This is a genomic window from Amycolatopsis japonica (assembly GCF_000732925.1).
Taxonomy (GTDB): domain Bacteria; phylum Actinomycetota; class Actinomycetes; order Mycobacteriales; family Pseudonocardiaceae; genus Amycolatopsis; species Amycolatopsis japonica.
This window is the reverse complement of sequence record NZ_CP008953.1, coordinates 3,668,374-3,693,778: the sequence shown is the minus strand read 5'-3', so window position 1 is coordinate 3,693,778 and position 25,405 is coordinate 3,668,374. Positions and strand designations below refer to the sequence as shown.

The 25,405-nt window shown below is 67.2% G+C and carries 22 protein-coding genes; 10 read left to right on the top strand and 12 right to left on the bottom strand.

Going from position 1 to position 25,405, the window contains the following annotated elements:
* Positions 1-30: 30 nt before the first annotated feature.
* Positions 31-456, top strand: coding sequence for an HIT family protein (locus AJAP_RS17260; RefSeq protein ID WP_228694967.1), 426 nt, complete (start codon positions 31-33; stop codon positions 454-456).
* Here the strand turns inward: AJAP_RS17260 and AJAP_RS42495 are convergent.
* From AJAP_RS42495 to AJAP_RS17230, 6 genes are all read right to left on the bottom strand, one after another.
* A complete protein-coding gene (locus AJAP_RS42495; protein ID WP_051972494.1) occupies positions 418-1,083 on the bottom strand; it encodes a class I SAM-dependent methyltransferase in 666 nt (221 codons plus the stop codon). The genes AJAP_RS17260 and AJAP_RS42495 overlap by 39 nt on opposite strands.
* A complete protein-coding gene (locus AJAP_RS44095; RefSeq protein ID WP_038512860.1) occupies positions 1,074-1,841 on the bottom strand; it encodes a hypothetical protein in 768 nt (255 codons plus the stop codon). Before AJAP_RS44095 ends, AJAP_RS42495 begins: the two co-directional genes overlap by 10 nt.
* Positions 1,838-2,893: a thiamine-phosphate kinase gene (thiL, locus tag AJAP_RS17245; protein ID WP_228694966.1), complete on the bottom strand. Its 1,056-nt coding sequence runs from the start codon at positions 2,891-2,893 to the stop codon at positions 1,838-1,840. The genes AJAP_RS44095 and thiL overlap by 4 nt, the downstream gene beginning before the upstream one ends.
* Positions 2,886-3,587 (bottom strand): hypothetical protein, encoded by a 702-nt coding sequence (locus AJAP_RS43635; RefSeq protein ID WP_148311523.1) that lies wholly within the window; start codon positions 3,585-3,587, stop codon positions 2,886-2,888. The genes thiL and AJAP_RS43635 overlap by 8 nt, the downstream gene beginning before the upstream one ends.
* A 288-nt stretch (positions 3,588-3,875) precedes the next feature.
* Positions 3,876-5,336 carry a 4-hydroxyphenylacetate 3-monooxygenase, oxygenase component gene (hpaB, locus tag AJAP_RS17235; RefSeq protein WP_038512851.1) on the bottom strand — a complete coding sequence of 487 codons (1,461 nt, stop codon included), beginning with the start codon at positions 5,334-5,336 and terminating at the stop codon, positions 3,876-3,878.
* A gap of 30 nt (positions 5,337-5,366) precedes the next feature.
* Positions 5,367-5,900 (bottom strand): flavin reductase family protein, encoded by a 534-nt coding sequence (locus AJAP_RS17230; protein WP_038512849.1) that lies wholly within the window; start codon positions 5,898-5,900, stop codon positions 5,367-5,369.
* A gap of 59 nt (positions 5,901-5,959) precedes the next feature.
* Here AJAP_RS17230 and AJAP_RS17225 point away from each other — a divergent pair, with 59 nt between their 5' ends.
* On the top strand, positions 5,960-6,649 hold the full coding sequence (locus AJAP_RS17225) for an IclR family transcriptional regulator (RefSeq protein ID WP_038512846.1): 690 nt from the start codon (positions 5,960-5,962) through the stop codon (positions 6,647-6,649).
* 237 nt (positions 6,650-6,886) lie between these two features.
* Here AJAP_RS17225 and AJAP_RS17220 read toward each other — a convergent pair whose 3' ends face one another.
* The gene (locus tag AJAP_RS17220; RefSeq protein ID WP_051972493.1) at positions 6,887-8,260 is read right to left on the bottom strand and encodes an MFS transporter; all 1,374 of its coding nucleotides are present in this window, start codon (positions 8,258-8,260) and stop codon (positions 6,887-6,889) included.
* A 92-nt stretch (positions 8,261-8,352) separates the two neighbouring features.
* Between AJAP_RS17220 and AJAP_RS17215 the strand changes: the two genes are divergently transcribed.
* Genes AJAP_RS17215 through AJAP_RS17190 form a run of 6 tightly spaced genes read left to right on the top strand, consistent with a single transcriptional unit; the run spans position 8,353 to position 14,683 of the window.
* Complete coding sequence (locus tag AJAP_RS17215) at positions 8,353-9,837, top strand: fumarylacetoacetate hydrolase family protein (protein ID WP_038512843.1); 1,485 nt, start codon at positions 8,353-8,355, stop codon at positions 9,835-9,837.
* Positions 9,819-10,490 carry a GntR family transcriptional regulator gene (locus AJAP_RS17210; RefSeq protein ID WP_037338657.1) on the top strand — a complete coding sequence of 224 codons (672 nt, stop codon included), beginning with the start codon at positions 9,819-9,821 and terminating at the stop codon, positions 10,488-10,490. The genes AJAP_RS17215 and AJAP_RS17210 overlap by 19 nt, the downstream gene beginning before the upstream one ends.
* 13 nt (positions 10,491-10,503) lie before the next feature.
* The gene (gene hpaE, locus AJAP_RS17205) at positions 10,504-12,009 is read left to right on the top strand and encodes a 5-carboxymethyl-2-hydroxymuconate semialdehyde dehydrogenase (protein WP_038512840.1); all 1,506 of its coding nucleotides are present in this window, start codon (positions 10,504-10,506) and stop codon (positions 12,007-12,009) included.
* A 31-nt stretch (positions 12,010-12,040) separates the two neighbouring features.
* Entirely contained in the window at positions 12,041-13,135 is a 1,095-nt protein-coding gene (hpaD, locus tag AJAP_RS17200; RefSeq protein ID WP_037338663.1) for a 3,4-dihydroxyphenylacetate 2,3-dioxygenase, read from the top strand.
* A 10-nt stretch (positions 13,136-13,145) separates the two neighbouring features.
* Positions 13,146-13,931 (top strand): 2-oxo-hept-4-ene-1,7-dioate hydratase, encoded by a 786-nt coding sequence (gene hpaH / locus AJAP_RS17195; protein ID WP_038512837.1) that lies wholly within the window; start codon positions 13,146-13,148, stop codon positions 13,929-13,931.
* Positions 13,916-14,683, top strand: a complete 768-nt coding sequence (locus AJAP_RS17190; protein WP_038512833.1) for an HpcH/HpaI aldolase family protein — start codon at positions 13,916-13,918, stop codon at positions 14,681-14,683. Before hpaH ends, AJAP_RS17190 begins: the two co-directional genes overlap by 16 nt.
* 493 nt (positions 14,684-15,176) lie before the next feature.
* Here the strand turns inward: AJAP_RS17190 and AJAP_RS17185 are convergent, their stop codons facing one another.
* Both AJAP_RS17185 and AJAP_RS17180 read right to left on the bottom strand, forming a co-directional pair.
* Complete coding sequence (locus tag AJAP_RS17185) at positions 15,177-16,430, bottom strand: HNH endonuclease signature motif containing protein (RefSeq protein ID WP_038512830.1); 1,254 nt, start codon at positions 16,428-16,430, stop codon at positions 15,177-15,179.
* Positions 16,431-16,734: 304 nt separating this feature from the next.
* Entirely contained in the window at positions 16,735-18,078 is a 1,344-nt protein-coding gene (locus AJAP_RS17180; RefSeq protein ID WP_038512828.1) for an MFS transporter, read from the bottom strand.
* A gap of 114 nt (positions 18,079-18,192) precedes the next feature.
* On the opposite strand from AJAP_RS17180, the gene AJAP_RS17175 reads away from it, so the two are divergent.
* Both AJAP_RS17175 and AJAP_RS17170 read left to right on the top strand, forming a co-directional pair.
* Positions 18,193-18,927 (top strand): hypothetical protein, encoded by a 735-nt coding sequence (locus AJAP_RS17175; RefSeq protein ID WP_038512825.1) that lies wholly within the window; start codon positions 18,193-18,195, stop codon positions 18,925-18,927.
* 9 nt (positions 18,928-18,936) lie between these two features.
* Positions 18,937-19,491 carry a hypothetical protein gene (locus AJAP_RS17170; RefSeq protein WP_038512822.1) on the top strand — a complete coding sequence of 185 codons (555 nt, stop codon included), beginning with the start codon at positions 18,937-18,939 and terminating at the stop codon, positions 19,489-19,491.
* On the opposite strand, the gene AJAP_RS17165 is transcribed toward AJAP_RS17170, so the two are convergent.
* The 3 genes from AJAP_RS17165 to AJAP_RS17155 all read right to left on the bottom strand — a co-directional run bounded on the left by AJAP_RS17165 (position 19,469) and on the right by AJAP_RS17155 (position 25,405).
* A complete protein-coding gene (locus tag AJAP_RS17165; RefSeq protein WP_037338675.1) occupies positions 19,469-19,873 on the bottom strand; it encodes a hypothetical protein in 405 nt (134 codons plus the stop codon). The genes AJAP_RS17170 and AJAP_RS17165 overlap by 23 nt on opposite strands.
* A 317-nt stretch (positions 19,874-20,190) precedes the next feature.
* Entirely contained in the window at positions 20,191-23,925 is a 3,735-nt protein-coding gene (locus tag AJAP_RS17160) for a glycoside hydrolase family 2 TIM barrel-domain containing protein (protein WP_038512819.1), read from the bottom strand.
* Positions 23,926-23,947: 22 nt separating this feature from the next.
* Positions 23,948-25,405, bottom strand: coding sequence for a family 43 glycosylhydrolase (locus tag AJAP_RS17155; protein ID WP_228694965.1), 1,458 nt, complete (start codon positions 25,403-25,405; stop codon positions 23,948-23,950).

Genomic DNA, 25,405 nt, shown 5'->3' with positions numbered 1-25,405 from the left:
TGACGAGGAGTATCGGTTATGAGACCGGCGATGGCGAAGGAAAACGAAGCCGAACCGGTGAACGCCGATTGCCTCTTTTGTCATTTCGATGACTCCTCGGTGAATGACGTACTGTTCAAAGGAAACGAGATCTATGTGCGGTGGGACAACTTCCCGGCCGCCAAGGGGCATGTCGAGGTCGTCCCGAAAAGACACGTGGAGTCCTACTTCTCGCTCACGGCGAGCGAGCACGCCGAAGTCTATGCGCTGATCAAGCGGGCATGGCGCCGGATCCAGGACCAGTTCCAGCCGGACGGCTACACCATCGGCGTGAACGAAGGGCAAGCGGCGGGCCGGACGATCGACCACCTGCACATCCACCTGATCCCACGGTACGAGGGCGATGTGGCGGATCCGCGGGGCGGTATCCGTCACGTACTACCGGGAACCAACCCCGACGAATGGCTCGGCCGATAGCCTTTTCCTCGCCTCGACCACGAACCAGCTGCCGCGTCCGCTCGGCCACACTTGGGCCGAGACGAACCCGACGGCCGCCAATTCCTCCAGCACGGCTTCGGGGCTGCGCAACGAAAACCACCTCGGGGACGGCATTCGGACGCTTCGCGCCCATCCTTCGCCGTTGCCTTCCTTGAGGCTGATCGCCGTGACACCGCCGGGCGCGAGCACTCGATGGATTTCGGAGAAGACGTGCGGATGTGTCTCACTCGGCAAATGCACGACGCTGGCACAGGCCCAGACGCCGTCGAACACTCCAGCGGCCAGCGGTAAGGCCATGAGATCGCAGAGCACCGCGCCGGCCACCGCACAACGACATCGGGTGTACCGGAGCAACTCCTCGCTGAGGTCGGCCGCCACCACGGTCGCGCCGCGCCCGATCAGGTATTCGGCGTCGCGGCCCCCACCACAGCCGAGGTCCAGCACCGAGCTTCCGGGCAGGGTGACGAAGAATCGGTCCAGTTCGTGGTCGAGGCCGGGAAACAGGTCGAGCGTGCGGGTGGACCGGACGTACACCTCGGCACACTCGTCGTAGGCTCGTCGAGTATTCGACACCAAGCCGCGCAGGTTCGTGTCGTTCAGGTGCATTCGAAGTCCTCGCGACCGATGGCCATCCCCAGATTGGTCATCTCCTCCAGCAGTTCCCGCCGGTCGAGCACCTCGTAGCCGCGGCCGGCGTCGACACTCACGCAGCCGACGAACTTGTTGCGCCCGCTTCTGATCGGCGTGACGAACAGCGCGGTGCGATGTTTGAGGGCCTGGAACTCCTCCCATTTCAGATTCATGACCGATTCCTTACCGAAGTGCGCCACGTGATCGTCGAACTTCGCCTCGTCGGTGAGCCGATCCGCCAACGGTGCGACGTCGAATGTCACTTCACGATCGTGCTGCCAGCAGAGTCCCACCGCGCCGATGCCCCGCACCGGGGCGAAACTCCGCGTCGCCGGAAAGGATGACATCCGATAGGAGGAAAGTCTTTTCAGCACACCGTGGATCGGATGCCTCAGCGTGCGCGTCTTCCGCCACACGTGGAGTGCCAGGTCGCCGGTGTCGAGTGGAGGGTCGATCTTCGCGCTGATCTCGAGCAATCTGCCGAACGTGGACAGTACGCGTCGGCGCATCATGACGTTCCGGTCCACGAAGGCCCGTCGTTGCCAGCTTTCGAACGGTGCGAAGGCGCCGAACACCCCTGCCGTCACGAGTGCGACCAACAGCAGGTACGAGCGGTCGTTCAGGAGATCGTCCCAGAAGGCCTTCGCCGGTACGTTGTACGCCTTACCCGCCAGGAAGAGCGTCGCCGACAGCAGAATCGCCTTGTCCGCGAACTTGGCCGCCTTCCGGCTCATGCCTTTCCGTCACGCTGGTGCCGCCATGCCTCGCCCGGCAGGTCCGCCCGCTCACCGTCGTATCCGGTCATGACCACCTCGGTCCGTTCGGTGACCACGCCGATCCGGTGGAAACTCACCGCTTCGGCGAGGTCGTCCACCCTCGCGGACGGCACGGTGAAGACGAGTTCGAAGTCGACCGAGTCGCCCATGACCAGGCTCAACGGCTCGACACCCACGTGAGCGGCCACCGCGGCCACCGCCTTGGGAACGGGGATGGACCGCTCGTCGACCTCGATCCCGACCCCGCTCGACTCGGCGATGCTCAGCAAAGCGGCCTTCAGTCCGTCCGAGGTGTCCAGACAGCTCGTGACCATCCCGCTGGCGCCGAGCGCGAGTCCCTCGTCCACTCTGGCCACCGGTCGCTTCCATGCGGAAAGCAGCGACGGCACCAGGCTGTCGATGACCAGGTCCGGGACACCGGAACGCAGATACGCCATCGCCGCTCCGGCGGGTCCGGTCGGCGCCGTGAGGCAGACGACGTCGCCGGGTTTCGCGCCGGACCGCAGCAGCGCCCGGCCCGCCGGACACACCCCCAGCGCCGACGCCGAGAGGATCAGGCGTTCCGCGCCGCCGATGTCGCCACCCACGTTGAGGCAGCCGAACGCGGCGCACGCGTCCCGGATGCCGCGCATGACGAGACCGAACAACGCGTCGTCCATTCCGGCCGGATACCGCACGACGGAAAGCAGCCCGATCGGCTTCGCGCCCATCGCCGCGATGTCGCTCAGATTCGCGGCGACCAAGTAGTACCCCAGGTCGTATTCGTCCAGATGTCCCATCTCGTAGAGCCTGAACTTGGGGCCGCGCACGTAATCGGTCCCCACCACGAGGTCGTGCTCCCCGGCCAGCCGGAAGACCGCGCAGTCGTCTTGGGCGTCGGCACCCGCGGTCAGTTCCACCCGGCCGCCGTCCGGGGACGAAACCGGGACGAACTCGCGCGCCTGCCCGGCGAACAACGGCACGATCGTCGTGGCCAGTCTGGTCGGTTCGTCCGAGAATTTCTCACTCACCACAGGACAGCTCCACCTCGTCGCCACTGAGTTTCCCGGGCCAGTAATCCACCATTCGCACGGTCTCGCGAAGATCCCTTTTCCGCATCACCACCGCGTAGTCCCATTCCGGATCCTCGATCGCCAGCACGGCGCCGACGATCGAGCGGAGATACTGCCTTTTCTGCGCGCCGGTCGGCAGGTATACCCGCACTTTCTCCCGGTACACGCGAAGAAAATAGGCGGAAGACGGCCACGGTGCGAGCGCGAGTTCACCGAGTGAATCCAGATCCCGGTAGAACAGGCCGTCTCCGATCAGGAGATCGTCCACGGCGTCACCGTCGACGGGGAGAAAGTGCAGATGCGCGTGCGTGATGCACGCGTGGCTCTCCTGTCCGGCGCTCGAACCGTGTTCGAGGATCAGTGGCTCGCCGAAGGTCTCGCGGTACAGCGGCATGAAGTCGTCGACGAGGCCGCACACCTCGTCCTGGTGACGGGAAAGCACCTGCGCGAACGACAAGTGATGGTTCGACGGCAGGAGCAGGAGATGCCCGAGTACGAGCGGCGACATATCGGCCAGCAGCGTCAAGTTTTCTGTTGAATGTATTAGCCGGGACGGTGGGTCTCCCTCGTAGAAACGGGCGAAGGAAGTGTCATCCGAACCCGAAAGCTCTTCGCAGAAGTCCGCGCCCGCGCACTGCATGGTTTCGATCATGTCTCCCCCGCCGCCTCGCTTCGTCCTGGCCTTCGCCGAGCAGAGCACCTGGATTTTTGCGCACGGTCATGGCGGACTTGAACGGCCAATGCGGAGATTAACTCGAACGTCGTAACCGGCTCACGGATTCGTGATGACGGGAATTTGGACAAAAGCAGGACACATCATGGTCGATACATACTCGTCTGCCGCACGACGTGAAAAAGCGTCCGTCACCCGATGGATGACGGACGCTTTCCGACTGTCGCTATCCGTTCGAATTCACGGCGATTTCGGCGAAATCCGCACTCACCGGCCTTCGCGTGCCAAGAGTTCCCGGACCCGTTCCTGCAGTGCCTCCCTCGGGTACGCGTTCACCTGCGCTCCGGCCATCCGCACCGGGTCGCCGAAGAAGAAGTGCTCGTACAGCGATTCCCGTCCGGCGAAGCTCGAGACCGACGCGTCGAACGCCAGCTTGAACAGCCGCGCGCGGTCCTTGGCAGGCAGGGTGGCCGACTGGAGGTAGGTGTCGATGTCGGGACGGCCCTCCGCTTCGAAGTCCGCCTCGCCCGGCAGCGCCATGAGGCCTGAGGCGGAGAACTTGCGGATGATCTCGGTCAGCCGCGGCGAGACCTTCGTGGGGTACCAGTTCCGGGCGGCGTTCAGGACTTCCCACTTGGGCAGGAAGACGCCGTCCTCGCTGAGTTTCCCGTCGGCCTCCGCCGCACGCAGCACGGCCTTCTCGATCTCGACGTAGGAGATCAGCTCCGAGAGGTCCTGCTGGATGTGCTGGAAGCCGCCGATGCCGATCGCGGCGGCGATCTCACTGGCGAGCCCGAGGTAGAACTCAGTCTTGGCCAGTGTGCGCGTGACGACCTGGTGGGTCATGAGCGCGCCGGCGCCGGTCTCGGAGTACCAGGCGTTGCACAGTTCCGGATGCCCCAGCAGGAAGACCCGCTCGTTCGGGACGAAGACGTCGTCGAACACCACGACCGCGTCCATCTCCTCGAACCGGGAGGCGAGCGGCTCGTCGAAATGCGAGCGGCCGTGGTCGAGCCCGGCGCGGCAGAAGTACTTCAGCCCCGGCGCGTCGTTCGGGACGGCGAAAGCGTAGGAATACGGGGCGTCCTCAGGGGTTCCGCGCAGGACGGTCGAAGGGAAGACCAGGAGTTCGTCGGCGATCGGTGCGATCGTGGCGAGCATCCGGGCACCGCGGACGACGATGCCGTCTTCCCGTTCCTCGACCACCTTCGCCGACAGGTTGCCACCGCCCTGCTGGCTGCCCGAAACCGAACGGTTGACCTGCGGCGGGATCAAGGTGTGCGTCGCCAGCAAGTCGTTCTCGCGCGCCATCTCGTAGTACTTCTCGATGCGCTCGCCGTAGACGGGGTCGGCCTGCGAGAAGAACTTCTTCGCCGTCGAGAGGGCGGTGAGCGACGAGTTCATGTAGTCGCCGGTGCGGCCCAGGAAACCGTTGGAGTATTCGGCCCATACGGAGAAGGCGGCGCGGCGGCGCTTGAGGTCTTCCTCGCCGCGCGGCACCAGGAACGACATGCCGACCCGCTCCCCCGTGGTCGGCGATTCGTAGGTCAGGACGTCACGGTGCGCCGGATCGTGCTGGAGGTCGAACAGCTTCGCGTAGGTCAGCGCGTTGTTGCGGAACGCCGGATGCTCGGCGACCTTGGCGGTCACCTTCTCGCCGTCGACGTACAGCTCCGGTGTCATCGCGTTGAGCTTGTCGAGGTACTGCTGTCCGGTACGGGCTCCCATGTCGTGCTCCTTCTCGGGTGGACGTCGTTGTCAGAACAGGGATTCGTGACCTTGCGCGGATTCGTGGATCGTCGAGAACCGCCCGTCGACGAAGCCGAGCGCGTCACCGGAGCGGTAGTCGAACTCCCGCACCTCACCGAGGAACAGGGTGTGGTCACCGCCGTCGTAGGTGGCCCACGGCGTGCAGTCGAACCAGCTCAGGACGCCGCCGAGCCTCGGCGCGTGCCCGCCCTCGACCCACGTCGGCGCGCCTTCCGGAGTCGGACGGCCGGCGAAGTTCATCGCGAGCGCCTCCTGCTCGGCGCCGAGGACGTTGACCGCGAACGGGCGGTCCTTGAGCAGATCGTGGCTCTTCACGGTGCGCTGGATCGAGACGAGGACGAGCGGCGGATCCATCGAGACCGCGGTGAAGGAGTTCACCGTCAGACCGTGCCGTTTCGTCGCGGCGTCGAAGGTCACCACCGCGACACCCGTCGCGAACCGGCCAAGGCAGCCTCGGAAGAACTGCGCGGGCGGCCGGTAAAGGCTCGAACCCGGCGGAAAACTGGTTTCGCGTGACATCATCGTCGATTCCTGTTCTATAATCGAACAGCCAGTTCAACTATCGAAATGGATCGTATACGATGGTTTCGGACTCCCGCAAGACCGCGAGCACGTCCCAGACGCTCAGCCGCGGCATCCGCGTCCTCGAAGTGCTTGCCGACGCCCAAGAACCGCTCAGCGTCGACCGGATCGCCGAACGACTGGAGGTGCACCGGTCGATCGCGTACCGGCTCATCCGCACCCTCGAAGAGCACGGGCTTCTCACGCGGGAACCCGCCGGGAAATACGAACTCGGCGCGCGCTTGGCCGCGCTGGCGGCGGGAATCAAACACGATCTGCAGGCCGCGGCGCTGCCCGAGCTGACCGCGGTCGCGAACGAACTCGGCATGACGTGTTTCGTGGCGGTGATGGACCGCGAGGAATGCGTGACCCTGGTCAGTGTGGAACCCCGGCACGCCATCGCGTCCGTCGCGCAGCGCCCGGGGTCCAGGCATCCGTTCACCGCGGGCGCCCCCGGCCGCGCGATCCTTTCCCAGCTTCCGGAAGAGGACCGGCCGGCGGATGTCCGGGAGGTCGCCGACCGCGGCTACGCGGACAGCCACGGCGAGGTGATCGAGAACCTCAGCTCGGTGGCCGTGCCGCTCCCCCTGCGCGGGCACGCCCCGGCGGCGCTCGCGGTCGTCTATCTGTCCAGCACACGAACCCCCGCCGAGCTCGCGGAGCGGCTCAAGGCGGCGGCGAAGGCCGTCCGTGACGCTCTCGGCGGGTGAGCGTCACGGACGGCGGGATCACTTGGCGAAGCGAAGCGTGCCGACGGTGGGCTGAAGGCTCCCTTCGCCCCGTCTAATGCGGTGAAGGGAGCCTTCATCCCTGGTCACGCTCGTGTCGTCCACCCAGTCACGCGTGTCGTCCGCCGGCTCACCCATGTCGTCCGGTCAATCACGCGACACCGCCGATGCTGAACCCTCGTGACCACCCGCACCGACCAGGCCACGTTCGGCTTGGCCTCACTTGGAGAAGCGGAGCGGGCTGACCGCCTGCTCGGCTTCGTGGTCGGGCCCGAGCGGGATCCCCGACCGGTCACGCAGCAACAACGTGGCGATGAGACCGACGACGGTCATCCCGGCCAGATAGACGGCGACGGACACCGAAGTACCGGTCGCGTCGACCAGTGCGGTGGCGATCGTCGGCGCGAACGCGCCACCGAGGATCGCGCCCAGCGCGTACGAGATCGAAACACCGGAGAACCGGATCGACGCGGGGAACAGCTCCGCGTAGAACGCCGCCTGCTGACCATAAGTGAACCCGAGCCCGACGCTGAGGATGATCAACCCCAGGGCCAGCAGCACGATGTTCCCGGTGTCCACCAAGGGGAAGAGCACCGCGATACCGGCGAGCTGCGCGATCCAGCCGACGACGTAGGTGCGGCGCCTGCCGATGCGGTCGGAGACCGCGCCCGCCGCCCACGTCGAGATCAGCCAGGTCGCCGCGGACGCGGTCACCGCCCAGAGCACCGGGCCGCGGTCGAGCCCGATCGGGCCCTTCGGATTGGTCGCGTAGTTCTGGATGTAGCCGCCGGTGGTCATGTAGCCGACCGCGTTGTTGCCCGCGAACACCAGCGCGGCCACCACGACGAGCACGGCGTGTTTGCGGAACAGCTGGATGATCGGGGTCCGGGTCCGCTCACGGCGTTCGGCGATCTCACGGAAGACCGGGCTCTCCTCGACCCGGCGCCGCACGTAGTGGCCGACCAGGATCAGCCCGACGCTGAGCAGGAACGGGATCCGCCAGCCCCAGTCGAGGAACGCCTGCCCGGGGACGAGCAGGCTGGTCAGCGCGAGCACACCGGAAGCCAGCAGCAGCCCGAGCGGGACACCGATCTGCGGCGAGGCGCCGAAGAGGCCCCGTCGCTTCGGCGGCGCGTGCTCGACCGCCATCAGGACGGCGCCGCCCCATTCCCCGCCCGCCGAGATCCCCTGCAGGATCCGCAGCAGGATCAGCAGTACCGGCGCGAGGACCCCGATCTGGTCGAACGTCGGGAGCACACCGATCAGCGTGGTCGCGGCGCCCATCAGGATCAGGGTGAGCACCAGGACCACGCGGCGGCCGTACTTGTCGCCGAAATGCCCGGCGAGGAACGCGCCGAGCGGACGGAACAGGAAGCTCACGCCCACCGTGGCGAAGGAAACGAGCGTGCTGTTCGCCCCGAGGCCGGAGAAGAACAGCTTGCCGAAGACGAGACCGGCCGCGGACGCGTAAACGAAGAAGTCGTACCACTCGACGGTGGTACCGACGACGGTCGCGAAGGCGACCCGCCGCCGGTCGGAGGACGGTGGGGCGGTCCGGCCGGATATGCGTTCATCCTGGGCTGGGTTCGACACGTGGACTCCTTTGTCGTCGGCCACCTTGCCACTGTGGCACGGAATCATATACGTTATTAGATACGAAGCAAGGGTCGAGGATTCAGGGGAACATGGGCACTTACGAGGCAACGTCGCCAGCGGACCGCGGCTCCGGTCCGCTGGGCACCCGGCCGGGCAAGATCATCGCCGTCCATCTCAGCTACGCCTCCCGCGCGGAGCAGCGTGGACGCCGTCCGGCGCACCCGTCGTACTTCTTCAAGCCGTCGAGCTCGATCGGCACGTCCGGCGGCACGGTCGAACGCCCGGCGGGCACCGAGCTGCTGGCCTTCGAAGGCGAGATCGCGCTGGTCATCGGCACCACGGCCCGCTGGGTCAAACCGGACCAGGCGTGGGACCACGTCGCCGCGGTGACCGCCGCGAACGACTTCGGCCTGTACGACCTGCGCGCCGCGGACAAGGGCTCCAACGTCCGGTCCAAGGGCGGCGACGGCTACACCCCGCTCGGTCCCGGCCTCATCGACGCGCGTGACGTCGACCCGTCGTCGCTGCGCATCCGCACCTGGGTGAACGGCGACCTGGTGCAGGAGGACACCACCGCCGGGCTGCTGTTCCCCTTGCGGCAGTTCGTTTCCGATCTCTCCCAGCACTTCACGCTCGAACCGGGCGACGTCATCCTCACCGGAACCCCCGCCGGCTCGACCGTGGTCTCCCCCGGCGACGTCGTCGTGGTCGAAGTGGACGTTCCCGGCACCTCCGCCAGCAGCGGACGGCTCCACACCACGGTTTCCCAGGGGATCCGGTCCTTTTCGGACATCGGCAGCCAGCCCGAGGTCGACGAGAAGCAGCGCGCCGAAGCGTGGGGCACGCCCGTCGAAGCACCTGTCGAGGAGGACGCCCCCGCGCTCAGTGAGGAATTGCGCGCCAAGCTTCTTCGTGCGCCTGTCGCGGGTCTGTCCGCCCAGCTGCGCAAGCGCGGGCTGAACAACGTCGCGATCGACGGCGTGCGCCCCAACCTGCCCGGCTCCAAGGTCGTCGGCACCGCGCGGACCCTGCGTTTCGTCCCGAACCGCGAGGACCTCTTCAAATCCCACGGTGGCGGCTACAACGCCCAGAAGCGGCTCTTCGACTCGGTCGGCGCCGGCGAGGTCATCGTCATCGAAGCCCGCGGTGACAAGGGTTCCGGCACGCTCGGCGACATCCTGGCGTTGCGGGCGCGCTACCTCGGCGCCGCCGGGGTGATCACCGACGGCGGGGTCCGCGACTTCGACGCCGTCGCCGCGACCGGGCTCCCGGTGTTCTCCCAGGGCGCGCATCCGGCGGTCCTCGGGCGCAAGCACGTGCCGTGGGACACCGACGTCGCGGTCGCCTGCGGCGGGGCCACCGTCCTGCCAGGGGACATCATCGTCGGCGACGACGACGGCGTGGTGGTCATCCCGCCGTCGCTGGCCGAAGAGATCGCCGACGCGGCGCTCGTCCAGGAGGACGAAGACTCCTGGATCGCCGAGCAGGTCGGACAGGGCCGCCCGATCGAGGGGCTCTTCCCGCTGAACCCGTTGTGGCGGGAAAGGTATGAGGCATGGCAGAAGAAGCAGTGAAGACGACCAGCAAATCCGAACTCGCCTACGAGTGGCTGCGTGAGCGGATCGCCCGGCACGAGTACGGACCCGGCTACCGGCTGGTGCTCGCCGAGATCGCCGGCGCGCTCGACATGAGCGTCGTCCCGGTGCGCGAGGCGATCCGGCGGCTGGAAGCCGAACGGCTGGTGACCTTCGAACGCAACGTCGGCGCGCGCGTGGCGATGGTGGACCAGAACGAGTACGTCCACGCGATGCAGACCCTCGGCGTCGTCGAAGGTGTCGCCACCGCGTTGTCCGCGCCACAGCTGTCCGAAGAGAACATCGCGCGGGCGCGGCGGGTGAACGAGCGCATGATCGCCCTGCTGGACCACTTCGACGCGCACGAGTTCACCGCGCTGAACCAGCAGTTCCACTCGCTGCTCTTCGAATGCTGCCCCAACCCGCAGATCCTCGACCTCGTGCACCAGGGCTGGACCCGGCTGTCCGGCCTGCGCGACTCCACGTTCGCGTTCGTGCCCGACCGCGCGCACCGGTCGGTCGAGGAACACGAAGAGATCCTGCGGCTGATCTCCGCGAAAGCCGACCCGCTCGACATCGAATTCGCCGCGCGCAACCACCGCTGGGCCACCATGCAGGCCTTCCTGGACGCTCGAGAGCGCGCCAAGCGCTGACTGAGGAGGAATCTTGACCAGCACGACTCCCCGGCCGATCCCGGACGGTGTCCCGGAGCGGATCCGGCACTACATCGGCGGCGAACTCGTCGATTCGGCCGACGGCGCCGTCTTCGACGTGCTCGACCCGGTGACCAACGACGTCTACGTCCAGGCCGCCGCGGGCAAGAAGGCCGATATCGACCGCGCTGTCGCCGCCGCGCGGAAGGCGTTCACCGAGGGCCCCTGGCCGAAGCTGCTGCCGCGCGAGCGCTCGCGCGTGCTCAACCGCATCGCCGATCTCGTCGAGTCGCGGGACAAGCGGCTGGCCGCACTGGAGAGTTTCGATTCGGGCCTGCCGATTTCGCAGGCGCTGGGCCAGGCACGGCGGGCCGCGGAGAACTTCCGGTTCTTCGCCGACCTGATCGTCGCGCAGGCCGACGACACCTACAAGGTGCCCGGCCGCCAGGTGAACTACGTCAACCGCAAGCCGATCGGTGTCGCCGGGCTGATCACACCGTGGAACACGCCGTTCATGCTGGAGTCGTGGAAACTCGCGCCCGCGCTGGCGACCGGCAACACCGTCGTGCTCAAGCCCGCGGAGTTCACCCCGCTTTCCGCGTCGCTGTGGGCGGAGATCTTCGAGGAGGCCGGGCTGCCGTCGGGTGTCTTCAACCTCGTCAACGGCTTCGGTGAGGACGCCGGTGACGCGCTGGTGAAGCATCCGGACGTCCCGCTGATCTCGTTCACCGGAGAGAGCGGCACCGGCAGCCTGATCTTCGGCAACGCGGCTCCGTTCCTCAAAGGACTGTCGATGGAACTGGGCGGCAAGTCGCCCGCCATCGTCTTCGCCGACGCCGATCTGGAGACCGCGATCGACGCGACGATCTTCGGCGTGTTCTCGCTCAACGGCGAACGCTGCACCGCGGGCAGCCGCATCCTGGTCGAGCGCGCGATCTACGACGAGTTCGTCGAGCGCTACGCCGCGCAGGCCAAGCGCGTCGTGGTCGGCGACCCGAGCGACCCCAAGACCGAAGTCGGCGCCTTGGTGCACCTCGAGCACTACGACAAGGTCATGAAGTACATCGAAATCGGCAAGACCGAGGGCAGGCTCGTCGCCGGCGGCGGCCGTCCGGACGGCTTCCCGACCGGGAACTACGTGGCGCCGACGGTGTTCGCCGACGTCAAGCCGGACGCCAGGATCTTCCAGGAGGAGATCTTCGGCCCGGTCGTCGCGATCACGCCGTTCGACAGCGAGGAAGAGGCGCTCGAACTCGCGAACAACACGAAGTACGGGCTCGCGGCCTACGTCTGGACCAACGACCTCAAGCGGGCGCACAACTTCGCGCAGTCCGTCGAGGCGGGCATGGTGTGGCTCAACTCGAACAACGTCCGCGATCTGCGCACGCCCTTCGGCGGGGTGAAGGCGTCCGGGCTGGGGCACGAGGGCGGCTACCGCTCGATCGACTTCTACACCGACCAGCAGGCGGTGCACATCAATCTCGGCGAGGTGCACAACCCCGCCTTCGGCAAGGGCTGAGCCCACTCCACTGTCCACAAAGGATGACGCAATGAAGCCGATCCCCACCCCGAAATCGCCGCCGCCGGACGTCCTGCGCTGCGCGTACATGGAACTCGTCGTCACCGATCTGGCGCGTTCGCGGGCCTTCTACGCCGACGTGCTCGGCCTGACGGTGACCGAGGAGGACGAGACGACGGTCAGTCTCCGCACGATCGACGAGTTCATCCACCACAATCTCGTGCTGCGCCAGGGACCGGTCGCGGCGGTCGCGGCCTTTTCGTACCGGGTGCGGTCGCCCGAGGACCTGGACAAGGCAGTCGCGTTCTACACGGAACTGGGCTGCCGGGTCGAACGCCGCGCGGACGGCTACACCAAGGGCATCGGCGACTCGGTGCGCGTGCAAGACCCGCTCGGCTTCCCCATCGAGTTCTTCCACGACGTCCAGCACGTGGAGCGCCTCGGCTGGCGCTACGACCTGCACCTGCCGGGTGCGCTGGTGCGGCTCGACCACTTCAACCAGGTCACGCCGGACGTCCCGCTCGCGGTGAAGCATATGGAAGACCTCAACTTCCGGGTCACCGAAGACATCCAGGACGATCAGGGCACGACCTACGCGGCCTGGATGCGCCGCAAGCCCACCGTGCACGACACCGCGATGACCGGCGGCGACGGGCCGCGCATGCACCACGTCGCCTTCGCCACGCACGAGAAGCACAACATCCTGTCCATTTGCGACAAACTCGGTTCGCTGCGGATGTCGGACCACATCGAACGCGGACCGGGCAGGCACGGCGTGTCGAACGCGTTCTACCTGTACCTGCGCGACCCCGACGGGCACCGCGTCGAGATCTACACGCAGGACTACTACACCGGCGACCCGGACAACCCGGTCGTCACCTGGGACGTGCACGACAACCAGCGCCGCGACTGGTGGGGCACGCCGGTGGTCCCGTCCTGGTACACCGACGCCTCGCTGGTGCTCGATCTCGACGGCAAGCCGCAGCCCGTCGTCGCGCGGACCGATGACAGCGAGCTGGAGGTCACCATCGGCGCCGACGGCTTCTCCTACACCCGCAAGGGTGACGACGAAGGCGAACTGCCGGCGTGGAAACAGGGCGAGTACAAACTCGGCAACCAGCTCTGAGGCAGGGGACATGCTCGAAGAGGAAACGATCACCGCGATCGCCGACGAACTGGCGGCCGCGGAGGAGGCGCGGGAGACGATCCCGCTGCTGACGGCGCGCTATCCGGACATGACCGTCGAGGATTCGTACGCCGTGCAGAACGAATGGCGGCGGCGGGGCATCGCGGCGGGTCGCCGTCCGGTCGGCCGCAAGATCGGGCTGACGTCGAAGGTCATGCAGGCGGCGACCGGGATCACCGAACCCGACTACGGCGCCATCTTCGCGGACATGGTGTTCGAGAACGGTTCCGTGATCGAACACAGCCGGTTCTCGAACGTGCGCATCGAGGTCGAGCTGGCCTTCGTACTCCGTGATTCCCTCGCCGGACCGGACACCACGGTGTTCGACGTGCTGCGGGCGACCGAGTACGTGGTGCCCGCGCTGGAGATCCTGTCGTCGCGCATCGAGATGGCTGGCCGGACCATCGTGGACACGATCAGCGACAACGCGGCCATGGGCGGCATGGTCTACGGCGGCAACCCGGTCGCCGTGGACGCCGTCGACCTGCGGTGGGTTTCGGCGCTGCTGTACCGGAACGAGACCATCGAGGAGTCCGGCGTCGCCGCCGCGGTGCTGAACCACCCCGCGAACGGTGTCGCCTGGCTGGCGAACAAACTCGCTCAACACGGTGACAAGCTCGACCCGGGCGACATCGTGCTGGCGGGGTCCTTCACACGGCCGATGTGGGTGCACCCCGGCGACACCGTGACCGCCGACTACCGGGATCTGGGGGCGATCACATGCCGCTTCGTCTAGATCCGCCGTTCCGGGATCGGCTGGGCGAGCGGCCGCGGATCGGCATGTGGGTCACGTCGGGCAGTCCGGTCGTCGCCGAGATCTGCGCGGGCTCCGGGCTCGACTGGCTGCTCGTCGACACCGAGCACTCCCCCGCCGGTCTGGAGACCGTGCAGGCGTTGCTGCAGACGATCGCCGCCTACCCGATCACGCCGATGGTGCGCGCTCCGTCCGGCGACGCGGTCGCGCTGAAGCAGCTGCTCGACCTGGGCGCCCAGAACCTGTTGGTGCCCATGGTCGACAGCGCCGAGGAGGCGGAAGACGTCGTGCGGGCCGTCCGCTATCCGCCGCAAGGCGTGCGCGGTGTCGGCAGTGCCCTCTCCCGGTCCGCGCGCTGGAACCGGGTCGAGGATTACCTCGCGAAGGCCGAGGAGTTCACGTCGCTGTTCGTCCAGATCGAGTCGACGGCGGGGGTCGCGGCCGCCGCCGAGATCGCCGCGGTCGACGGCGTCGACGGGGTGTTCGTCGGGCCGTCCGATCTGGCCGCCTCGATGGGCCTGCTCGGGAAGCAGACGCACCCCGATGTCACCGCGGCCGTCCTGAGCACGTTCGAGGCCGTCCTCGCTTTGGGAAAACCAGTGGGAGTCAACGCGTTCGACCCGGCGCAGGCTCAGCGCTACCTCGACGCCGGCGCCTCGTTCGTCCTGGTCGGCGCCGACGTCACGCTGCTCGCCCAAGGTTCGGAGGCGCTCGCGCGACGGCATCAAGCCTAAGGTCTTTGGGCATGCTCTCGTGGCTGCTCGACTCTGCTCTGCGCCGGCAGGCGGAACGCGACCGTTCGGCGCGCGGCGCGTTCTTTCCTGGCCGGATTCACCGGAACTCCCGGCTGCCGAGGCAGTCGTGCATCCGTGCCGCGCGGCAGCCGGGCAGGTGTGGTTCGAGGTCGATGTCGCGGCGGGTGGGCCTTCGAAGTGGCTGGGATTCGGCGGTTTAGGTTGGGTTGCGGGCCGAACACAGGGACTCGATAAGCGCCGCTTCGGGTCCACACAGAGTGACCCGCGCCCCAACGTAAAGGTGCTCGAAGGCGGTAGCACTTCATCTGTGTCAGAGCCCCTGAGACTCAATGCTTCCTTCAGGCAGGGACCCTCACGGAGTAGATGATCACCACGCAGGGGCTCATGTTCGGAAGACGATAACCACTCATGTTCTGTCCGGCGGGCATGCCGAAGGGCCCGTCGCCGGCGTGGCCGACGGGCTCTTCGGGGTTCAGACGTGATGCAGGGTGTTGCGCCGAGGTTTTCGGAGCGGATCCCTGTATTGGGGTGGGATGAATTCCGGTAACCCATCGGCCGCCATTCGTACTTCCCAGTCGCCGTGGTGAATCAGCCGATGATGGAAACCACACAACAGGACCAGATTCCGGAGATCCGTCGGCCCGCCGTCCGCCCAATGATGAATATGATGAGCGTGGCAATTCTTCGGCTTCCGATGACAGCCGGGGAAGGCGCAGCCACCGTCGCGGATGTTCAACGCGCGTCGTTGGCCTGGGGTGACGAACCGTCTCAGCCGCCCCATATCCAGTGGTTCACCCGAGGCACCCATCACGACCGGCACCATCAGGCAGTCGCAGGCGGCGAGCCGGGCTTCCCGTGCCGTCATCGTCCCTACGAAGTCGAGGCAGGCGGTGCCGAGGCCGGACTTCAGTTCGTCGAGTCCGATGGTGACGTGGACGAGGGTGCGGTAGCCGCTGGTGCCGGGCTGGTCGGGGCAGGCGATCGCCAGGTCGAGGAGTTCGGCCCAGGCGTCGCCCATGCGTTCGCACTTCATCCGCAGATCCGCCTGCCCGAACTCATCCACCGGCCGCGGCTGGGCATGCGCCTCCAACGCCGCCGCCGTGCGAGCACCGGTCTCGTCATCGAGAAGACCGGTCAGTTTCCAGAACCCGTCTTTGCGGCGTTCCAGGGTGATCTCGCGGCGTGGTTCCTTGGGCTCGGGGTCTTTGGGTTCGTTGCCGTCAGGGTTGAGCAAGTCCTGCAAGTTCGCCTCGGCCTTGGCGAGCTGCCGGGGACCGGCGTTCGGGGCGAGATTGGCGAGGATCTGCTCCGCGCCCTCCCGCTCCTCCGCCGAAATGTCGGCGGGGAGGTTTTTCAAGATCTCCAGGATCTGATCAATCCGCTCATCCCCGACCAACCCCTGAGCGGCGACCGCGGCAGTCGCGGGAGCGACCGGCGGAACCTCCGTGCCATCCAACGCCCGCGTCGGGTTCAAGGCGATGGCCCGCTTGACGATCGGTCCTGCCTCACCGCGTGACAGCCCTGCGATCTCGGCGAGCCAGCTGGCCGTGCTGCCATGCCCGTACAAGTCTTTGGCGCCCCGAGACTCGATCTCCGCCAGAAACTGCCCCAGACAGGCGGTCGCGATTCGAATCACCTGCAACGCCTGCTGCACGCCATGGGCAAGCTCCAGCTTGCCGGCACGCCACAGCTCCTGCGGCAACTCGGGGAGGAAGGTCTCGGACACCCCTCCATAATACCCGAAGAAATCGAACACGTGTTCGTAATTTCAAGCAACCAGCGAAACGCACGAACAACACTGGAGAGTGATTTAGAGCGTGTCTTACATGGTGATTGATTGCTCGTCAGCGACGAACTTGGCCGTGGCGGATCGGTTGTCGCAGCTGCTGGTGCCGGATGAGCTCTGGGGTTGGCAGAGCCGTTGATTCCGGCGTTCGAGCCACGGTGGTACGGCAGCTCGCACAACTGCTGCCACACCCGCCCCGGCTCCTGCGGCAAGAAAGCCCGCTCACCCCTCGGCGAAAACCGAATCAGCCAACCTCGACCCGCACAACCCCTGGAAGCCGAAACGCCGCCACAACCCCACCCACAGCGACAACGCCCACAAACCCGAAGACAACACCAAAACCCAGCCCCGGCCGAGATTCCAACCCCGCCAGAATCGCGCCGGTCACCGCGACGCCGCCCACCGCACCCACCTGCCTCACCGTGTTGAACAGACCCGAAGCGCCACCCGCGGCCTCCGGATCGACGGACGCCATCGCGATGGCGGACAACGGCGACCACGCCATCGCGTTGGCGGCGCCGAGCAGCGCGGCACCCACGGAGATCCACCAGGGGTTCAGGTTCAGCACCACCACCAGCCCGATGAGCAGCAGGCTCGTCGCGAGCAGGCTCATGCCGAGGATCGCCGGTCGGCGCCCGCCCACCCGGTCGACCCAGCGGCCGGCCGGTGGCGACAGCAGGATCGCGACGACGGCGTCCGGTGCGAGGACCAGCGCGGCCTCGATCGGGCCGAAGCCTCGCATTTCCTGGATGTACAGCATCGTGGGAAGCGCCATCGCGAGCACGGTCGCGCCGAGCGACGCCATCGCGAGGCTCGCGGACAAGTACCCGGACGAGCGATAGAGGCGCAAGGGCGCGAGCGCGTCCGCGCCTTGTCTGCGTTCTTGGAACCAAAAACCGACCAAAAGCACGACGGCGAGGGTGGCGGCAGGCAACGAGAGCGGGCTCCACGACAGCAGCGCCCAGACGAGAAGGCTCAGACCGGCCGTGCTCAACGCGGCGCCGAGCAGGTCGAAACGGGCGGTGCCTCCCCGGCTTCCCGGGATCAGGCGAACGCCCATGACGACGGCCGCGGCGCAAAGCGGCACGTTCACCCAGAAGATCCAGCGCCAGTCCAGGCTCGCGGTCAGCAGTCCGCCCAGCACCGGACCGAGCAGGGTGGCGGCCGCCGCCACCGAGCCCCAGATACCGAAAGCGCGGCCTCGCTCATCGTCGGCGAAGAGCCGACGGATCAGCGTGAGCGGTTGAGGCGACATCGCGGCCGCCGCGAGGCCTTGCAGGATCCGGAAGGCGATGAGCCAGCCGATCGACGGCGCGAGCCCGCACAGCGCGGAGGCGACGGCGAAGCCTCCCATGCCGAAAAGGTAGACACACTTGGGGTCGAAGAGATCGCCGAGCCTGCCGGCGACCAGCAACGGGACCGAGAACGCGAGCAGATAGCCCGCCGTCACCCAGAACAGCGCGGAGACGTCCCCGCCGAGGTCGGCTTGGATGCTCGGGCTCGCCACGGCGACGATCGTCGTGTCGAGCAGGAGCACGAAGAAACCCGCCAGCAGAGCCGCGAGGCCACCCCATCGCGACGATGTCATCCGCCCCCCAAACCGCGTAGGCCGATCACGATAGGGCCACGGACGGCGCCCGTCGTAACAAGGCCTTGCCGCCTCGCGAGTTGTAAGCCGACGGCTTCGGCAAAGGAGAAGATCTTGAACCGGGCGGGTTCGACATGGTTCTGGTCCTTGCTCGGCGCCTGCATCGCGGCCGCCCTCGGCACGGCGATCAATTTCGCGACCGACCTCAAGACCAACTTCCTGGCCTGGGGCCTGGTGGTCGCGTTCACCCTCGCGACCGGGCTGATCAGCGGTATCTCGCAGGTACTCGTCCGCCGCGACGGTGGCTGCCCGAGCACCACCGGAACGACGAACGTCTACAACGTGCGGCACTCACAGGTCAACGCCTGGCTGGTGTTCCTGATCCTCGGGATCTCGGGTTCGTTGCTGGCGGCCATTTTCGTGGGCGTCCATTTCGCGGGGTCGTTCCAGACGGCCGGGACACCGATTCCCGCCGTGATCGAGCCGAGCCCGACGACCAGCACCACGACCAGTACGACGTCCACGGTGCCCCAGCCCGCCACGAACGAGGACATCGCCCAGTTCGTCACCGCCTACTACCGCCTGATGCCGGACACCCGGGCAGGCTGGCCGCTGATCGGCCCGAACCTCCAACGCCGCGGCCAGAGCGATTACGAAGCCCATTGGGGCAGGATCAGCGCGGTGGACGTGCACAGCGCGTCCGCCACCTCCGCGACCACCGTCCGGGTCCGGATCACCCTGCATTACCGCGACGGCCGCCCTTCCCCCACGGAAACGCACGAGCTGACGGTCGTCCCCCACGACGGCCGCCTCTGCATCGACGCGGACACTCTCATCCGCGCGAAATAGAATCCGCCCATGACCGCTCTTCCACGCGGCGGGCGCCCCGCCGAGGCCTTGGCGGCCGTCGAGGCGAGCATCGAAGACCGCTGGCGGCTGTTCCTCGCGGAATACGGTGTCTCCCCTGGGACGACGGAGGAAACCGACCTCGCCGAATCGGTCGTCGACGACACTTCCGTGTTCGAGTGGCGGATCGTCGACGCCGCATACGACAGGTTGACCTGCGCCGACTGCGGCAGCCACCTCGGATCGGGTCCCGTCGGCTGCGACAAATGCGACCAGGCCGACGGATTCCGGTTCGCGGCCATCGAAACCGACCGTCCCGCGACGCCGCCGGGCACCGAGCACGGGCTCCGCGTCGCCACCGCGGTCGCCCGCGCCCGGCACCGCCACGGGGCACGGGCCCGCTGCGGTTTCGAACTCGGGCTTCCGCTTCTCCTGGGCGGACAGCTGCCCGGCACGGCTCAAGCGCAGGCGTACCGGGCAGCCATCGACAAACTCACCGAGGAGGAATGCGAACGCGTGACCTCCTTCGAGGAGATCCCGGGGATCAGTAGTCGTCGCGTCCGGTGAACTGCTGTTCCAGCAGCTCCGCCGAACCCGCGACGAGTTCGAGCGGATCGGTGAACTCGTTGATGTCGAGATTCACCAACGGCAGGGAATGGCGCAGCACCAGATGCTCTCCCATGACCACCAATCCCCCGACGACGATGGTGTTGCCGATCTCGGTCAGCACGGTCGCCAGGTCGACCTCGTCGACCCGGGCGAAAGGCGTCGCGATCTGCACCCAGTCCTCGCGGCGGTCGAAGATCTCCCGCGCGATGACCACGGTTTGGGCCCGCTCTTCGTAGTCGTCGTCACCGTAGGACAACCGGATGCGAATTTCGTCCGGTTCGTCCTTCACCACCCGATATTCGTGCCGTACGAACGCGACCAGATCGGCCCATTCCGCCATGAATTCAGTCTCCCTCGCAGTCGAAGATCAAGACTAGCGACTGCGAGGACGAAGAGTCCGACCCACGCCTGACATCACCCGGACAGCGGCCGCCCGTATGTGTTTCGACACCGCTTGGTCCTACGACCGGATCACCCGGGGTCTCGCGAGTGCGAGCGGAAGACATCCACGACAGGCCTCAATGGCGAAATGGACCTCCACTTCGACGGAAGCAATTCGGCCTCCAATCGCTCGGGCTCTAACCGGACAGCGGTGAAGGCCTCCTTCCCTACTTTCCGGGTAGGCAAGGAGGCCTTCACCACTCACGAGGCCGAAGGTCAGCCGCCGGTCGGCAGCCCCGCCCGCGCTTCCTGCGCGGTCAAGGGACGCAACGACAGCGTGTACTCGTACGTGCTGTCCGGCTGGACCTGACTGCGTTCCCGCACCGGGTTGGGCGTGTCCCCGACCCCGGTCACCGCGTGACCGGCGTGCAGCGTGAACCAGCCCTTGTTGCGCTGCAACTGGAACGGGTACGCCGCCCGGTCGAGATCGTCGAACGGCGTCACGCTGACGTCGTTCGCGCCCCCGACCAGCAGGCCACCGGTCCGGCCGTCGGTGAGCAGCGCCCACCGGCTGTCGGTGTGGTTGCCGTGGTCCTGCGGCCGGTGGTACTCGACGTACTGCTCGTCCACCGTGCTCGACTGCACGCCGATCGGCGTCCCGTCCTTGCGGTCGACGTAACTCTCGGCTTTCCGTCCGTACCAGGCGAACCGGTCATACCGGTCCGGTACCGCCAGCGAGACACCGATCCGCGGCAGATACGGCAGAGTGCGCACACTCCCCTGCGGAATCACCCGATTGGCGAGGCTCAGCGTCCCGGTCCGGTCGACGGTGTAGGTCATCGTCTGGTCGAACCACGCCCCGGCGACGTCCGGCGCCGCGACCCGGCTGTCGACGATCACCCGAACCCCGCGCGAGCCGTCCTTCTCGACCCGGACGCCCGTGACCGTGGTCTTCAGCCGATCGAGCCCGGCCTTGCGCCAGTCCTCGCCCTCGGCCCTGCCCCAGGCGAACGTCTCGTTGCTGATCGGTGCCCGCCACGCGTCGAGCTTCGGCCCGCCGCTCAGCAGTTCCTTGCCTTGATGCCGGATGGACGTCAGCGTGCCGCCGGCCTTGTCGACCCGATACGTGACGCCTGCCGCCGACGCCGTCACCGATGCGGCGTCCTCGACGACTCCGACGGACTTCCCGTCGAGCGGAGTCCTGTCCAAGCCCGGAACCCGCTTCCCGCCCAAGGAGAACTGATCGTGCGCCAGGACATGTCCTCGCGCCGGCATCGGCTCGCCCTGGGTCGTCACCGCTTCGACGGTGAGGAACCGTTCGCGGTCCGCGGGATTCGGCGGCACCGGAACCGCGACCTTTCCGGTCGACCCGGGCCCGACCCGCAACGGCTGCTCGCCCCGGGCGACCACCCGAGAGCCTTCCTGGATCCGCCACCGCAGGTTCAGCTCGTCGGTGCCCTTGAACTGCCGCTCGTTGGTCACCGAGACCGTGCCGCCCGAGTAGGCGAAGCGCAGCGGCTGATGCGCCCATGCCATCTGCGCGGTTTCCGGCTGCACCGACCGATCCGAGCCGATCAGACCGTCCACACCGGACAGACTGGAGCCGTACGACAGATGGCTCCCCCGCTCGGTGACACTGTCGAAGTCCAGCGCCAGCACGGCCCCGTCCGCGGGAGCCGTGCCGGACAACTCCGTGGCGGACAACGGCTTGTCGTAGATGCGGACGTCGTCGACGGCTCCGCGGCCCATCCAGCCGATGGTCGACGGGTCGTTCCATGACGTCTCGAAGTCGCGGCCGATGTTGACCTCCGCCGAGGACGAGTCGATCGCGCCGGTGAACGGTTTGCTCCCGATCTCCTTGCCGTCGACGTACAGCCGCAGGGTCGTGCCGTCGTAGGTGCCGCTCACCCGGTGCCAGTCGCCGTAGAAGTCGGCGGGCACCTTCGCCTGCACCGCCTGCCACGTTCCACTGTGGATGAAGAACTCCAGTGTGTCCTGCGTCTTCATCTTCAACGCGTACTGGTGGTCGCCCTTGCCGAGGATGCGGAAGTCACCGGTCCACTTCCCCGGTTTCACCCAGGCGTCCAGCGTGAGCGCCTTCCCGGTGATGTCGAGTTTCCGGTCGCGGTAGACCTCGACGAAATCGTCAAGGCCCGACAACGCCAGCGCCTTGCCGCGATGACCTTCGACCAGATCCGGCTTTCCGCTGAGATGCGCGGAGATGGCGTTGCCCGACGAATCGGGGGTGAGCCGGATCGGCTGCCGGATGTTCTGCTCCGCCCAGTCCCAGATGAACCCGCCCTGGGTCTGCGGATTCGCCCGGATCGTGTCCCAGAACTCCCGGAAGTTGCCGAGGCTGTTGCCCATCGCGTGGGCGTACTCGCCGAAGATCAGCGGTTTGGTGGTGTTCTTCGCCTGCTCGGCGAACTTCTCCGGCGACGGATACCGCGGCCCCCAGACGTCGGCGAACGGCGCGTCGCCGTCCGGGCTGTTCGACTGGTGGTAGATCGGCCGGGTCGGCTCGTTGGCGTCCAGCCATTCCGCCAGCGCGAAGTGATGCGCGCCGAGGCCGGCCTCGTTGCCGGTGTCCCACAGGAAGACGCTCGGATGGTTCTTGTCCCGTTCGACCATGCCGATCATGCGGTCGAAGAACGCGTCCCGCCAGGCCGGGTCGTTCGCCTGGCAATAGCGGGCGCAGTTCTCGTGGTTGTGGGTCTCGATGTCGATCTCGTCGTCGATCCAGAGCCCGTGCCGGTCGGCCAGTTCGTAGAAATAGGGATCCGACGGGTAGTGCGAGGTGCGGACCGCGTTGACGTTGAGCTGCTTCATCAGCGCGACGTCGCGCTCCTGCGCGCGCCGGGGCACGTGCCTGCCGTGGTCGGGGTCGGTCTCGGCGCGGTTGACGCCCTTGAACAGCACCCGTTTCCCGTTGACCAGCAGTTGCTTGTCGCGGATCTCGATCTCGCGGAACCCGGTCGTCTCACTGGTGATGTGTGTGACGCGGCCGTCGGGCGCGGTCAGCGTGAGGACGGCCGTGTACAGGTTCGGCGTCTCGTCGGTCCACTTCGCCGGGTTGCGGACGGGCAGGCTCAACGCGGTCTTGCCGCCCGCGTCGACCTCCCCGCTCGTGGTCCCGACCTCCTTGCCCGCCGCGTCGCGCAGGCTGAGCCCGACGCGGTGCTTGCCCGCGGTTCCGCCGGGTTTGGTGGCGACCTCGACCGCGGCCTTGAGGATGGCGTCGGTGTAGGTCGCGTCGAGGTCGGTCGTCAGCCCGACGTCCTGGATGAACGTGCCCGGCGTCGAGTGCAGGGTCACCGAGCGGAAGATGCCCGAGTACCGCCACTGGTCGACATCCTCCAGGTAGGCACCCGCACTCCAGCGGTGCACCTGCACGGCGATCCGGTTCGGACCCGGCCGCAGCGCGGACGAGATGTCGAACTCCGCCGGCGTGTAGCCGCCCTGGTCGTAGCCGATGTACGTCCCGTTCACCCAGACGAAGTACGCCGACGTGACACCCTCGAAGCGCAGAAAGGTCTCGCGTTCCGACCACTGGGCGGGCAGGGTGAAATCGCGGACGTAGGCGCCGGTCGGATTCACGTCACGCGGGACGCGTGGCGGGTCGTCGGGCTGGATCTCGGTGGCGATGTTGCGGAAGATCGGATGGTCCAGACCGTCCGTCTGCCAGGTGTGCGGCACCGACACCTCACGCCAGCTCGACGCGTCGTATCCGTCGTCGTGGAACCCCTTCGGCACCTGAGAGGGGTTGTCCGCCATGGCGATCCGCCATTTGCCGTCGAGCGACATCGTGTAGGGACCGCGTTCGTCGCGGCGGGCCGCGGCGGAAACGTCCGCGTACGGACGAAGGTGGGCGTGCGGTGGCTCCTGTCCTTCGGAGACTTTTCGTGGATCGTCGAGATAGGACTGGACGTCGGCGGCCGCCGGAGAGCCGGTCGCGACGAGCGTCCCGGCGAGCATCGCCAGGGCCAGGACGATGGGGCGTGTTCGCAGCACTGCGTTCAACCTCCCAGGGAGTTCAGCTGAGCCGGAAGCTGACCCGTTGACGATCCCGCACCGCGGCACCGGGACGGAAGACCAAGATCCTTCCCTTGTCGTGGGCCAAATAGGTGGCAGGTTCACCCGGGAGGCGGAACGACACCGCCAGCCGGTCGGAAAGGCCCGGCACCTGGGTGAAACTCGCCGCCCGGCCGTAGGCGTCGCTTTCGTCGTACGGATCGATCCGCACGGTCGCCGCGTCCACCACGCGGACGTACCGGTCCGGGAAGTTGACCGACTGCAATGCGACGGTGCCCGCGCCACGGAACCCGGCGACGATGCGGAACTGGGAATCGGCCAGCTCGCGGACATTGCCGTCGGCGGTCAGCCGGTACTCGTAATGCCGCACGTGCAACGCGGGATCGTCCAACGGGGACAGTCGTACGCACGGGCCGCCTTTGCCGACCGGTACACCGAAACTCGGCGTCCCGTCGTCGTTCCAGTACAGCCGTTGCACCCGGGTGTGCCGGTTCGGGTCGTACAGCGGGTCGCCGGTGATGTCGCGGTAGTCGCGGGCGTGGTACACGAGGACGTCCGAGCCGTCCTCGGCGACGGTGAACGAGTTGTGCCCGGGCCCGTACTGCCGGGTCGCCTCGTTCGTGGTGAACACCGGCTGTGGCGACTTCGTCCACGAGCGCGGGTCCAGCAGATCCGAACGTTCGTCGGCGGTGAGCAGCCCCATGCAGTAGCGGGCGTCGGTGGCACTCGCCGAGTAGGTCATGAACACCCGCCCGTTGCGGACGAGCACCGCCGGCCCTTCGTTGACCTTGAACCCCTGGATCTCCCAGGGCAGCGTCGGCACCGCGAGCCGGACGGGGTCGCCCTTGAGCGCGAGCGGTGACGCCATCTCGGCGAGGTACAGATTGCTGTTGGTCGCGATTCCCGGCTCGCTCTGCGCCCAGGCGAAGTACCGCTTGCCGCGGTGCTCGAACGTCGTCGAGTCCAGGGTGAAGGTGTCCCACTTCGTCACCATCTGCCCGCGCAGCACCCACGTGCCCGCCCGCGGATCGTCCGAAGTGGACTCCAGCACGTACGTCCGGATGCGGAACACATCGTCCGAATCGCCCGCGGCGAAGTACACGTACCAGCGCCCGTCGATCCGGTGCAGTTCCGGCGCCCAGATATGGCCGCCCATCTTCCCGGACGACGGACGTCGCCAGATCGTCGTCTCCCTGGCGGTGGCCAGGCCGTCGAGCGTGGCGGCACCGCGGACGACGATGCGGTCGTACTCGGGCACCGAACCGGTCAGGTAGTACATCCCGTTCACCGGCCGGGTGATGAACGGATCGGCCCGCTGCTCGACCAACGGGTTCCGCGTGGTCAACGGCACGGGAGCGGTTTCGGCGGCTTGGGCCGTACCCGGTGCCAGGCTTCCGACGGCGGTGGCGGCCAGCAGCCCGCCTCCCGCTCTGAACAGGTCACGACGGTCGATGGTCAT

Bases quoted from the DNA above. Each gene is read 5' to 3' on its own strand.
- AJAP_RS17260 (WP_228694967.1), top strand. From the start codon at position 31: ATGGCGAAGGAAAACGAAGCCGAACCGGTGAACGCCGATTGCCTCTTT.
- AJAP_RS42495 (WP_051972494.1), bottom strand. From the start codon at position 1,083: ATGCACCTGAACGACACGAACCTGCGCGGCTTGGTGTCGAATACTCGA.
- AJAP_RS44095 (WP_038512860.1), bottom strand. From the start codon at position 1,841: ATGAGCCGGAAGGCGGCCAAGTTCGCGGACAAGGCGATTCTGCTGTCG.
- AJAP_RS43635 (WP_148311523.1), bottom strand. From the start codon at position 3,587: ATGATCGAAACCATGCAGTGCGCGGGCGCGGACTTCTGCGAAGAGCTT.
- hpaB (WP_038512851.1), bottom strand. From the start codon at position 5,336: ATGGGAGCCCGTACCGGACAGCAGTACCTCGACAAGCTCAACGCGATG.
- AJAP_RS17230 (WP_038512849.1), bottom strand. From the start codon at position 5,900: ATGATGTCACGCGAAACCAGTTTTCCGCCGGGTTCGAGCCTTTACCGG.
- AJAP_RS17225 (WP_038512846.1), top strand. From the start codon at position 5,960: ATGGTTTCGGACTCCCGCAAGACCGCGAGCACGTCCCAGACGCTCAGC.
- AJAP_RS17215 (WP_038512843.1), top strand. From the start codon at position 8,353: ATGGGCACTTACGAGGCAACGTCGCCAGCGGACCGCGGCTCCGGTCCG.
- AJAP_RS17210 (WP_037338657.1), top strand. From the start codon at position 9,819: ATGGCAGAAGAAGCAGTGAAGACGACCAGCAAATCCGAACTCGCCTAC.
- hpaD (WP_037338663.1), top strand. From the start codon at position 12,041: ATGAAGCCGATCCCCACCCCGAAATCGCCGCCGCCGGACGTCCTGCGC.
- hpaH (WP_038512837.1), top strand. From the start codon at position 13,146: ATGCTCGAAGAGGAAACGATCACCGCGATCGCCGACGAACTGGCGGCC.
- AJAP_RS17190 (WP_038512833.1), top strand. From the start codon at position 13,916: ATGCCGCTTCGTCTAGATCCGCCGTTCCGGGATCGGCTGGGCGAGCGG.
- AJAP_RS17180 (WP_038512828.1), bottom strand. From the start codon at position 18,078: ATGACATCGTCGCGATGGGGTGGCCTCGCGGCTCTGCTGGCGGGTTTC.
- AJAP_RS17170 (WP_038512822.1), top strand. From the start codon at position 18,937: ATGACCGCTCTTCCACGCGGCGGGCGCCCCGCCGAGGCCTTGGCGGCC.
- AJAP_RS17165 (WP_037338675.1), bottom strand. From the start codon at position 19,873: ATGGCGGAATGGGCCGATCTGGTCGCGTTCGTACGGCACGAATATCGG.
- AJAP_RS17155 (WP_228694965.1), bottom strand. From the start codon at position 25,405: ATGACCATCGACCGTCGTGACCTGTTCAGAGCGGGAGGCGGGCTGCTG.